We start from the raw sequence: 12,059 nt of genomic DNA on the forward strand, positions 1-12,059 counted from the left end.
ACCTTGTCGGAAACAAGCTATTACCCTGCTTCCGATAAGACGCAATGCCTTGGCGCTATTCATAACGAGGAACAGACCATGCTATACGAGGCCTGTATTTATAAAATTTTTATAAAATTACGATGCTAAAGCAATACACTTTATTGGCCACATTACTGGCTGGTACATCCACTATATACGCCCAATCAAAACTTGAAGGCTACTTATTCAACAAAAACCACGAGGCGGTTCCTTCTGGTACACTGACTTTAAAAAACAGCAAGCTCGCAACTACATCTGATCCAAATGGGTACTTTAAGCTGTCTGCAATACCAACGCAAAAAGTAACCTTAAATATATCGGCAGTGGGCTATCGCTCCTTCAGCAAAGTCATCTCTTTAGACACGTTGAAGTCGCCTTTGCAAATTCAACTGGAAGAAGACAATCTCAATTTGGATGAGGTTGTTGTTTCGGCTACACGCTATGGTGTCAAACGTAAGGACGCCCCCGTGGTTGTCAATGTCATCGGTCCAAAATTATTTAATGCGACACAATCTGTTGCCATGTCGGAAACATTGAATTATCAGCCGGGTGTACGGGTAGAAAACAATTGCCAGAATTGCGGCTTTTCACAAGTCCGCCTGAATGGCCTCGAGGGCCCCTATTCACAAATATTGATCAACAGTAGGGCGGTATTTTCCGCATTAAATAGCGTATACGGATTGGATCAGATTCCAACAAGTATGATCGATCGTATTGAGGTTGTGCGCAGTGGTGGTTCGGCATTATTTGGTGCCAATGCGATCGCCGGAACAATCAATATTATTACAAAAGATCCTGTAGAAAACGACTGGCAGGTAAAATCCACCAATTCACTCATTGGCGGCAAAAGCTGGGATAATACAGTGGATTTTAATACCTCTACCGTTTCGGAAGACCTCAAAAGAGGAGCCACATTCTACGGTATGCACCGTAATCGGGAAGCTTACGATGCCAATGGCGATGGTTTTTCGGAAATAACCAAACTTCGTAACACCACGTTCGGCACAAAACTATTTTACAAACCGAGTGACCTGGATAAGATAACGGTTGATTTTAGCACCGTGAATGAGTTCCGCCGCGGTGGTGATCAACTCGATAAAGTACCGCACCTGACGCAGATCACCGAGCAGTTGGAAACCAGTTCGCTTGTTGGCGGAATCACGTACGATCACTATTCCACAGATTATAAGCAAAAAATGTCGTTGTATGGCTCTGTGCAGAAAACTGTTCGCGACAGTTACTATGGCGGTCTTGGAGGCGGAACAACCCTTGCGGACAGCACATTAGCCGCAAATGCCTATGGAAAAACTAATGATATCGCGCTAGTTGCCGGGGGACAATATACCTACAATTTTGAAAGAGATGTATTTACTGCCGGAGTGGAGTTTTCATACAACAATACCCAGGATGAAATACCAGGGTATAAACGAACCATTGATCAGCAGAACAAAGGACTAGGCAGTTATGCCCAATACGAATGGAAGCCTTTAAGCAACTTTAAAACCTTAATCGGAGCGCGATACGATTACACCTATGTTGACGGCAAATATAGTCTCGCAGGTATAGACCGAAACTCGGATCAGCGTTTTGGTACTTTCAGCCCCAGATTGACAATATTATACGATATCACAAAAGATCTTCAATTTAGAGGAGGCTATGCACGGGGTTTCCGTGCACCACAAGCATTTAATGAGGACATGCACGTCACTTCCATTGGCGGAAACCAAGTATTTGTATTGATCGGTGAAAATCTGAAAACAGAATACTCCAATGCCTATACAGGTTCTTTTAGCTACAATAAAAATTTTGGAAATGTACAAACAAGTTTGCTCGTGGAGGGATTTTACACGGATCTAAACAATCAGTTTGTCAACGTCATGGCGTCTGAAAAAGATGGATTGATTATCCAGGAAATGCAAAATGGTGAAGGAGCCCGGGTGTATGGTTCCAATATTGAAATCAATATTGCGCCATCCTCCTGGTTTTCTTTCCAAACTGGTGGGACGATCCAGCGTTCTCGTTATAAGAAAGACCAACTCATCTATACAGGAAAAGAAGACGGGCAGGACATCCTCACCAAGAAATATGTCCGTACGCCAAATATCTATGGTTATATGAATAGCAACCTGAAAGCGACCAAACAATTTGCGATCGATCTGACGGGCGTGTACACTGGAAAAATGATTGTTCCACATATCCAACAAGATGTAATGACCCTTAAAAATGCCCGGGACTTTGTGGAATTAAATCTCCGCTTAGGGTATACCTTTCCAATACATAAAGATTTCAGCATTGAAATTTTTGGGGGTGTACAAAACATGTTCAATGCTTTTCAGAAGGACTTCGACAAGGGAGCGCTACGTGATTCAGATTATATCTATGGTCCAACACGCCCCCGAACTTATACACTTGGCCTTCGTGTTGGTCATTTTCATTAACATGGATTTGGGATATGAAGCATTTCCAAAAAATATATGTGCTATTGATCCTATTCTTTTATCCGCTCTGTTCTCATGGACAGGAGCGGATAAATTGGATTGATTTGGCACAACTGGATTCACTCCTGACTGTTTCACCGCGCGAAACGCTCCTCTTTATTCATACGGATTGGTGCAGCTATTGCCGGAAAATGGAACAGGAAATCTTTACAAAAAAGGAGATTGTCCAATTAATCAACAAGCGCTATTACGCCGTTCATTTAGATGCAGAATCTATCCAAGACATTGCTTTTGACCAAAGTATATGGAGGCCCTTAAGCAAAAGAAAGAAAACAGGACAATACCATCCTTTAGCTTTGCAATTGCTACAAGGAAGAAAAATGATCTTCCCAACTCTCCTACGTTTTGATAGCGAATTTCGCCTAAAAAGTATACAACAAAAATACCTGAACTCAAAGGAGTTAGCCGTTTTTTTAGAATAATTTAACATTTACTTGTAGCGAACTCCATTATTCCTGCGTTTTGGATTTTATAATTAATACACACTTTAAGAAATTATGAAAAATATCACGAAATTATTAATGGCGTTTTTGTGTCTGGGGGTTCTTTTTACGGCTTGTAATAAAGATAATTTTGATTGGGATGCCTATTACAAACAGCAAGAAGAAGCGGTAAAAAAAGAAAAAGCAAGACAAGACTCGCTATACAAAATTCAAGCTCCAATTTTGGAAGCTTACGCAAGACAAAAATGGGGTGACGCTGCTATGCGTTCAGACTCTTCGCTTTCAAAAGGAATGTGGTACAAAATTGAATATGCTAAAGAAACCGCTACACCGTATACCTATGGTATCACGTTAACAAATAGTGGTGCCGCGATTACACCATTTGCTGCAACATTTAACTTTAAAGGAGAGCTAATGGACGGAACTGTTTTCGATAAAAGCGCTACAGGAACACCTGCAAATTACACCAACATCTACAATGCTTTCAGTATCTATAATGTAGCATGGATGAGAGCATTTACGCCTCCTACTATTAAGCAAGACGGGAGAGATTATTATCCACACGGTTTACTTCCAAAAGGATTACAAAAGGGAGATAAAATAACTTTTATTGCCCCTTCATATTACACATTTGATCAAACTGAATATACCAAAGGAAGTGAGAAGGTGACAGTACCTAAAAACACACCTGTCGTATATACAATCGAATTGTTAACTATTGGAGCCGCTACATCCAACTAAAAAATGAAAACAATGCATTCATCGAAGCCGTTCTCCTAGTGAGAATGGCTTTTTTGTAAGTACACGTTCAGAAGTGTAAATTAATGTATCAAAATGTTAATTGTTATAGCGAAAACTTTTAACGAAGAAAAAATAATATACATTTGCAAAGCTACTTTCATAAAGAAAATAGCTTTTCCTTGAAAAACCAATAAAAAATATAATGAAAAAACTGTTATCACCACTATTTATGGGAATTGCAGCAATCGCTTTCCTTATTATCAGCTGTAACAAAAGCGACGATGCGCCGGTTTATGATGCGAATGCACAATTTAAGACAGATTCTGTAACACTTAAAAATTACGTCAGCCAAAATTACCCTGATGCACAATACAACAGCGAAACAGGAATTTGGTATGAAATTCTTACCGAAGGAACAGGAAATTATGAGTATAAAGTGGTTGACACATTAAATGGCAAATACTTAAAATTTAAACCGACTGTAAAATACGTTGGAAAATTATTGAGTGGAAGTGTATTTGATCAAACTGACACTGCCAAAGAATTTGAAATCATCACAAACACGGGGTATCAATATCCATTTTACAGCACTATTATTCCAGCTTGGACCTTCGCATTTGCTCCGCAAAAAATCGGTGACATGAAATTAGGTGGCTTAACGGAAAAAGGTCTACAAAAGGGCAGTAAAATTCATATCATGGCACCTTCCCTTTATGGATACCAAAACCAGGCTGTGGGAACTATTCCTGCAAACTCGCCATTGGATTTTGTAATTGAAGTAACGGATATCAAATAATTATCGCTCCTTGAAGCAATAAAGCATAAAAGCTCCTAAAATGACATCATTTTAGGAGCTTTTTAGTTCAATGAGGTTTTCAACGATTAATGTATTTATTGGACGATAGTTTTAATGTTTGCAAAATTATCCAAAAACTTAAAAGTAAGATAGATCTTAAAACTGATATATTTTAATATCTACTTATACCTAATAACAATTTTCAATCAATTCTTAAACAGTGATCAGTCACTGGTTATTCAGTCTACACTGAGCGATCACTGAACAAGCACTGAACGATCACTGAACAAGCACTGTCAAAAGAGTTAATTTGATCACAATCAGATCCTAATTCCCCGCAAAAAAATAAAAGAGAAAAAAGGGAAGGAACTATACTTACGTAACAAAAAAATCTCTGTTGTGCGGCAATGGTATGATCCAAAGACAACACTTTAAATTAAAAAAAGAAGGAAATTGAAACACGACTTGAAACAGGTTTCTAGAAAAAATAAAAGCTCGAAGTGGGGAACTCCGAGCTTTACCTAACCAATTATTAACCTAAATTATGAAAAGTTCTTTATATATTATTTTTAATATCTTTCGTTTCTTTTGATATATCAAAGGTACTACAGATCTGCTTTCATGTCAAGAAATTTAACAGCATTTAACGTTGTTAAAATTATGTTAAAACAATTTAGCACGATTCAATATCGTCCCGAGTTGTAAAAAACATGCATATACAACGATAGCAGCTCAAAAGGTGGACTCAACATGGACCAACTATGCTTTCACTCTACTTACAGGCCGAAGTTGGTAATAGATATCCATCAGTTGGTCGGAAGATAATTTAGCGCTTTTATTCGCATAAGTGCGGGCTGAGTATCAAAAAAAAGAAATAAATTTGTGAGAAGATCCGACATCAATTGGTATCTTATTTAGTTAGACGATTAATAGCATATGAAAATAGCTTTAGCACAATTGAATTACCATATCGGTAATTTTGAAGCAAATACTAAAAAAATAATTAGCGCGATCCAACAGGCCAAAGAAGCAACAGCCGATCTTATTATTTTTGCCGAACTCGCGATTGGTGGTTATCCTGCCAAGGATCTTTTGCGAAGTAAGGCCTTTAAACATCAATGTGATGAAGCTATTCATCAAATCGCTGCTCATTGTCAGGATATCGCCTGTATCATCGGAGCACCCGTCAAAAATAGTGATCCTGAGGGCAAAGAGCTTTATAATACCGCTGTATTTATTGAGCATGGGGCAGTCCGAAACATTGTTAAAAAAGGCCTTTTGCCCGATTATGATGTATTTGATGAATATCGTTATTTTGAGCCCAGCAGACGTTTTGATTGTATCGAGTTGAACGGCGTAAAAATTGCCTTAACCATATGTGAAGATTTGTGGGATGATGACGAAGGGGGCAATTCTTATGTTGGTGACCCCATGGCAGAGCTGAGAAAAGAAAATCCAGACCTCCTCATCAACATTGCGGCATCCCCTTTTTCCTATACCCATTTTGATGAACGGATCAAGGTTCTCAGCCAACAGGTTACAAAGTCTGGCAGACCGCTAATTTATGTCAATCAAATTGGCGCTCACATGGATATTATCTTTGACGGCCGCTCAATCGCCCTGAATAATGAAGGAACAAAAATTGCTGAACTAAAAAGCTTTGAAGAAGATCTTCAATTTGTCACCTATTATCAACAAAATATCACCTCCACCACAGCTTCTTCGAAAGAGTCTATAGCTGAGATGGCTCTTATACATGATGCATTGATCCTCGGGCTACGTGATTATTTTCAAAAATCTGGTTTCAAGAAGGCGGTTTTAGGTCTGTCCGGTGGGCTAGATTCGGCCTTAGTTGGTGCTTTGGCCTGCGAGGCTCTGGGTGCCGATAATGTATTAGCTATTCTGATGCCATCGGTTTACTCTTCCGACCATTCGATAAAAGATGCGATGGATCTCGTCAACAATACCGGTTGCAAACATTATATTGTTCCGATCAAAGATATCGCCAATGCCTTCGAACATAGTTTAGCTCCCCTTTTTGAAGGGCTGCAGCCAGATACGACTGAAGAGAATATTCAAGCGCGCGCACGTGCGGTAATTCTGATGGCTGCTTCCAATAAATTCGGCAATATTTTACTCAATACATCCAACAAAAGTGAGGCTGCTGTAGGATATGGTACACTCTATGGTGATATGGCAGGTTCCATCTCTGTAATCGGTGATGTTTATAAATCCAAAGCCTACGATTTAGCGCGCTATATCAATCGAGAAAGGGAGATCATTCCAGTCAATACCATTGAAAAAGCGCCCTCTGCGGAACTTCGACCAGATCAAAAAGATTCGGACTCGCTACCGGAATACGATCTATTGGATCAAATCCTCTTTGAACTTATCGAAAATGAGAAAGCGGGATCTGAGGTTGTAGCAATGGGCTTTGAAAAATCGTTAGTAGAAAGGGTATGTAAATTGGTCAATAATGCGGAATTCAAACGTTTTCAAGCTCCGCCTATCCTGCGTATTAGTCCAAAAGCTTTTGGTCCAGGAAGGCAGATTCCGTTGGTGGCAAAATATCCCTATTAATTTTACAATTCGGATTAAACCATATTTATAGTTTTTTGTCTAAAGTAATAGATTGTAAAATCAAAAAGGATGGTAGCATCCCGGACGGTAAAAAAACAATTGCCATGAAGACCGTCAACTGTACTATTTTTACAATTGAAAGGTATGCGGATAAAGAATAAGAACAAATTAGTTAAATAAATATAAGTTCCATATAGGCCATGAACCATCATGAGTGTGGTTGTCCAATGCGGCGCCAAAATACTCATGGTAGATTCATCACAGTTGATAAATAAATTACTACGATGAAAAAGATTCTATTATTTTTGGTGCTTTGCGTTGCACTCGCATCATGTTCGTCTTATCAATACAATACCACTCGGGTAGAAAAGATGGATTTTACTCCTTTCAAGACGTATGCTTGGTTACCTCCGGTAGACTCGCTTTCGAAGTCTTATTTTGACAACGATATCGCCAAAGCCAATATCCTGGATGCCGCGAATACTGCGTTGGAGGCAAAGGGCCTACAATATTCTAAAGATAATCCTGATTTACTATTTCGGTATATTACCATTGTCAACAATAAAAGCCGTTTGGTCTATGGTGGTGGCGGTTATTACGGCTGGGGTGGCCCCTGGGGCTGGTACCGTCCATGGTTTTCACCTTATTACTATGGCGGCGGTTATTACCCAGTTGCAAAAGAACGCTATCGTTATGGCCATTTGATTATCGAAGCCATCGATCGTAAAACAAACGCAGTGATCTGGCAGGCACGTGGTTCTGGCGATGTTGACAATCCAGAAAAAGCAATTAATAACATCAGCAAGGTTGCAAAAGGTGTTATTGACTTGTTCCCTGTAAAAACAATAAAGAAATAAACGAAGTTTTCAAAAGCAACATACACAAGCAAAAGGCTGATTTATTTAAGTAGATCAGCTTTTTGCTTTTTCTATTAGCCTGTTCCTCGAGTAAAAGAATCGTCTTTTCCATTCACTACCGCCCGCTCGCCTGCGGAAACATAAAGAACTAATCAGCTTCATGATCATTTGTACCTTGACAGAGGTACCCATTAAGACTAAACAGAAGGTCTTAGTTTTAAGTAGAAAGGCACTTCAACCCGATCTTTAGATTTATTGATAATCAACTCAGCAGCCATTCTTCCCATCATTTCAAAGTCAGTTGATATTGTTGTAATACCATTCAGGATAAACTTTTTCAATGGAGTTTCATTATAGGATATGATACCAACATCTTTTCCTATAACGAGTTTTTTCTGAATAACCTTGTTCAACAATTTTACCAGATCATCTTCGATAATATTGATGTAACATGTTCCTTTCGCTACTTTCTCTTCATCAATATCGGATACGAGCTCGTGTTCAAATGCATATTGCTGGCAAAACTTATAAAACCCCTTGATAATGGCTTTTGGAAAATCACTATAATCAGGAAATACAAGTTTTAAGTTTTTGTACTTACTCAACACTTCATTAGCTTCCTCCAATGCGGAATAAATATCATGTTCGTAATTTTCATAGACTGCAGGAAAATCTCCGGGCACATCTTCGATGAATTTACCCAATAACATGAGTTTCTCTGCCGGAATCTTACGGATGATATCTGGCGCTTTGTCCCTTCCCTCTTTAAAATGGGGGAATAGAACATAGTGGTCATATGTTTTCGTTAAGCTTCCCAACAATGTATTCAGATACGATAGATCTGAATTGTATACAAATAGATCCAGGTTGGCATAATCACTCAGCTCTTTTGCAAAGGAATCGTATACTATTTTTTTATGGGCACTTAGTTTGTTTAGAAAGAGTGCTATCTTAAGTTTGGACTCGACATCCGTTTTGTTTACATAATACCCCTTTCCAGGGTTAGATGCTATAATTTCATTTTTCTTAAGATAACGGTACGCTTTTTCGACAGTGTCACGTGATATTTCCAAATATGCACTCAACTCATTAATAGAAGGGAGCATATCATCTCTGACCAATGTCTCATTTTTAACAGCATCGATAATCGTATTTGCCAATTGCAAATACTTAGGTGTGGCAGAAAAATCGCTAATTTCTAAAGTTTTTAAAAATTGATTTACGGAATTGGTCATTGTTAGATTTTATTAATTATAAAATTAACGATTTGTTTATAAATATTTTAAAAAAACACTTAAAACTCGCTTTTCAAAACCCAGCCTCTATGCATCTCATAATAAAAGGACCTGTCGCCTTAGCATCATTTTCACGGATTCGTTCTCCAACGTAATAAGCTATATTGGTTATTACAATACTATAAAATGTGTCCGATTTCATCATCCTGTACTGTATGTTATTTTTCAATGGACAGTTCAATTTAATGTTCCTCTTCTGTGTAGGATGAAGGTGTATATTTAAATATTGCACAAATACTGATTACGTTGCTTAAAGAACAATTCTGCATATTAGTCAGCGACAAGCATCTGAATAACAAAGGCGCAATTCAAATTGAAATGCGCCTTTGTTTTTATTTCATGTTTTCAATCAACTCATCAAATCCAACATTACATAGAGCTTTCTACAAGTTTATATATTTCAGTTCCAGTCAGGAGGAAGCAACCAAGCCCATAATCTTCAAAATCTGGAACTTTATCAACAGTAACAGGCTGGCCATCTTTGGGCTCTTTTCCTGTCGATTGCACATATCCTAAAAATCCGTTCGGTTGCAGTGATTCTTTAGAAATTGCGTTCCATCCCTTTTCCACCCAAAAGCAATAGTAATATTATTTTCTTCATCATATTAGGGCATTTTTTTAAATCCTTCTTTTTTTATAACCCATGAGCCATCTTTTGGGAACCCTGGTAAATCACTGTTGGAAGCGTCCCACCCTTCAAGCATCATCGCTACGGTCGTGAGCACCCCACCATTGCCTGGTAAATAGATCCGCAGGCGTCCATCTTGATAATTATGTCCATTTTTGAGATAGGTATTGGTTTGGACATTCATAAATAATGCATCCAGCGCTTTATTGGGAAGATTCAGACGAGCAGCATTCATGGCCGTCATGGGAAAATCCCACCCCCAAGTCTTTTCCCAATGCCATTTCTCCCAAACGACATCCAGTGTGTTTTTCATCACCGCTTTATTTAGCTTCGGTGATTCAGGAACCATCCCTAATGCACCGAGTACCGCGGGATGGTCCGTCATCCAACGATCGTACGTATAAGAATCGGGAGCAGTTTCAGTGGCCAAGTAGACGTTGTCCTTACTTGGTAAGGGGGCCAGTTTTTCAATAACTTGATCCCATTTGGTCACTCTTGGTTCTCCCAGACGCTCCTTCCATTGTTGCGCTATACGAAGTGCCCAATCCCAATAGGCGACCTCATACGTCGGGTTCATCGTCTCGGAAGCCTTGAAAACTTCTTGTGCAGGAATAACTCCCTTGCCTACATTATAGCGACCCGTTGCCTGATCATAATGTGCAAAGTCGGCCATGAAATCAGCTGTGGCAAATACGAGATCCTTATATTTTTTTAAGACAGCGAAATCCTTTTTGTCCCGATAGGCCAATTCGGTCATATAGATAATATGTGGCTGTTGCCAAACTAAAAATGCAGCTACAGATGAGGGGCTTTCATTCCCTTCGTTATCGGACATTTTGATCCATCTAACCCCTTGATAGCCCTGTCGTTTTGCGAGTTCTCTCGCTTTTTCAAAGGTCCTAAAATAATAATCCAATGTTTTTTCCATAATTTCAGGACGTCCCCATAATGCAAAATGCACAGCATGCCACCAATGCATTTCCGTATGTGGCTTTCCATACCAACTATTAAAAGTAAGACCTGTTTCTTGGGGTGGATTACTTCCTCCGCATTGTACTTTTGTCAGATATTGAGAGAGTACAACTCTTCGTTCCAACTCATTGGCTCTTGGATCTGTGCTACCCGCAAAGTCAACCGCAGCACCACTTTCCCAAAAATGCTTCCAGGACCTTGCACTTTCACCTGCTGCATCAGTATACTGGATCCTCTTCTTATCAAAGTTGTTTGTGGGCGCAAATGCAAATGAAAAATCAAACTCTTTGACCGCAGGAGCTGGTTGGTACACAAAATAGTGTGAAGCCGTATTTTTTAAAGTTCCCTGTGAGTAATCCAATTGTGTAAAGTAACTGGCTCCCTGCAACTGATGATTTATCACTGCAACATTTGCAGATTGAGCTACGATCGTTGTTTTATGATCATTCACCTGATCATAGTTGGTACCTTCATCCAAAAATTTTCCGCTTGGGTAAGGATAGTGTACAAATATTTTCAGCCTTTGCTGTGCAATCAATGGCGAAGCGACATGTACTGCAACGCGGTCACTGCTTTGATACGATGTGGTTTTTACAGAAACAGGTTCTCCTTCAATTTGAAATTCACTTGTGATAATACCCGTCCAAAGGTTCAGCTCCTGTCGAATAGCCTGGATATGCTGTGCAGTTGCCCGTTGCCCGTTTTTCAAATAAAGTTCCAAGCCCACATTACCCAATTGCAGACGGTGTTTATTTTCCCTAAAATAGTTTACAGCTTCTGCATTGCGTTCCGGTTCTTTCAATTGGATACTATATTGCGCGTTCCGCCCTTCGTTGTTAAAGTCGTAGGATTTTAATGTTTCTTCGAATTTATAGTTCTTTGTATTGGGGAAGGAATCCCATCCCCACTCTGACTGTGTTCCCAAGGAAACCCCATTTTTATAATAAATGGGAAAAGACTGCATTCCTGTAGCATCGACCGTATAGGCAAAGGCACCATTACCAACTGTGAGCGAAGCTAATGTATCCATGGTATGATTGGAAACATTGTGCCTTTTAACGACATTTTCCCGATTAATTTTGGTTCCTTGTTGAGCTAGAACCAACATAGGACTTAGGACACTTACAAGGAAAGTGAAAATAATACTAAACTTCTTTTTCATCTATATTGGATTTTTATGCATACTATATTCGTGTTCAAGATTCTTCCGGAAATTCCGGAGTACATT

9 protein-coding genes are annotated in these 12,059 nt (G+C 39.2%); 6 read left to right on the forward strand and 3 right to left on the reverse strand.

Annotation, left to right across the window (positions count from 1 at the left end; translation table 11 throughout):
* The first annotated feature begins 122 nt into the window (after window positions 1-122).
* From A9970_RS09570 to A9970_RS09595, 6 genes are all read left to right on the forward strand, one after another.
* Complete coding sequence (locus A9970_RS09570) at window positions 123-2,459, forward strand: TonB-dependent receptor (protein ID WP_182982129.1); 2,337 nt, start codon at window positions 123-125, stop codon at window positions 2,457-2,459.
* 14 nt (window positions 2,460-2,473) lie between these two features.
* Complete coding sequence (locus tag A9970_RS09575; protein WP_182982130.1) at window positions 2,474-2,941, forward strand: thioredoxin family protein; 468 nt, start codon at window positions 2,474-2,476, stop codon at window positions 2,939-2,941.
* 75 nt (window positions 2,942-3,016) lie between these two features.
* The gene (locus tag A9970_RS09580; protein WP_182982131.1) at window positions 3,017-3,703 is read left to right on the forward strand and encodes an FKBP-type peptidyl-prolyl cis-trans isomerase; all 687 of its coding nucleotides are present in this window, start codon (window positions 3,017-3,019) and stop codon (window positions 3,701-3,703) included.
* Window positions 3,704-3,905: 202 nt separating this feature from the next.
* Complete coding sequence (locus A9970_RS09585) at window positions 3,906-4,499, forward strand: FKBP-type peptidyl-prolyl cis-trans isomerase (protein ID WP_182982132.1); 594 nt, start codon at window positions 3,906-3,908, stop codon at window positions 4,497-4,499.
* 936 nt (window positions 4,500-5,435) lie between these two features.
* Window positions 5,436-7,079 (forward strand): NAD+ synthase, encoded by a 1,644-nt coding sequence (locus A9970_RS09590; RefSeq protein WP_182982133.1) that lies wholly within the window; start codon window positions 5,436-5,438, stop codon window positions 7,077-7,079.
* Between the two features lie 284 nt (window positions 7,080-7,363).
* Window positions 7,364-7,936, forward strand: coding sequence for a DUF4136 domain-containing protein (locus A9970_RS09595; RefSeq protein ID WP_153844222.1), 573 nt, complete (start codon window positions 7,364-7,366; stop codon window positions 7,934-7,936).
* Between the two features lie 197 nt (window positions 7,937-8,133).
* Here the strand turns inward: A9970_RS09595 and A9970_RS09600 are convergent, their stop codons facing one another.
* The 3 genes from A9970_RS09600 to A9970_RS09610 form a co-directional block, all read right to left on the reverse strand.
* Complete coding sequence (locus A9970_RS09600; RefSeq protein ID WP_153844223.1) at window positions 8,134-9,171, reverse strand: GntR family transcriptional regulator; 1,038 nt, start codon at window positions 9,169-9,171, stop codon at window positions 8,134-8,136.
* Window positions 9,172-9,600: 429 nt separating this feature from the next.
* Entirely contained in the window at window positions 9,601-9,801 is a 201-nt protein-coding gene (locus A9970_RS09605; protein WP_310889278.1) for a glycoside hydrolase family 88 protein, read from the reverse strand.
* 35 nt (window positions 9,802-9,836) lie between these two features.
* On the reverse strand, window positions 9,837-11,993 hold the full coding sequence (locus A9970_RS09610; protein WP_182982134.1) for a hypothetical protein: 2,157 nt from the start codon (window positions 11,991-11,993) through the stop codon (window positions 9,837-9,839).
* Window positions 11,994-12,059: the final 66 nt, after the last annotated feature.

Source organism: Sphingobacterium sp. UME9 (assembly GCF_014170215.1).
GTDB classification, from domain to species: domain Bacteria; phylum Bacteroidota; class Bacteroidia; order Sphingobacteriales; family Sphingobacteriaceae; genus Sphingobacterium; species Sphingobacterium paramultivorum.

Bases quoted from the DNA above. Each gene is read 5' to 3' on its own strand.
- A9970_RS09570 (WP_182982129.1), top strand. From the start codon at position 123: ATGCTAAAGCAATACACTTTATTGGCCACATTACTGGCTGGTACATCC.
- A9970_RS09575 (WP_182982130.1), top strand. From the start codon at position 2,474: ATGAAGCATTTCCAAAAAATATATGTGCTATTGATCCTATTCTTTTAT.
- A9970_RS09580 (WP_182982131.1), top strand. From the start codon at position 3,017: ATGAAAAATATCACGAAATTATTAATGGCGTTTTTGTGTCTGGGGGTT.
- A9970_RS09585 (WP_182982132.1), top strand. From the start codon at position 3,906: ATGAAAAAACTGTTATCACCACTATTTATGGGAATTGCAGCAATCGCT.
- A9970_RS09590 (WP_182982133.1), top strand. From the start codon at position 5,436: ATGAAAATAGCTTTAGCACAATTGAATTACCATATCGGTAATTTTGAA.
- A9970_RS09595 (WP_153844222.1), top strand. From the start codon at position 7,364: ATGAAAAAGATTCTATTATTTTTGGTGCTTTGCGTTGCACTCGCATCA.
- A9970_RS09600 (WP_153844223.1), bottom strand. From the start codon at position 9,171: ATGACCAATTCCGTAAATCAATTTTTAAAAACTTTAGAAATTAGCGAT.
- A9970_RS09610 (WP_182982134.1), bottom strand. From the start codon at position 11,993: ATGAAAAAGAAGTTTAGTATTATTTTCACTTTCCTTGTAAGTGTCCTA.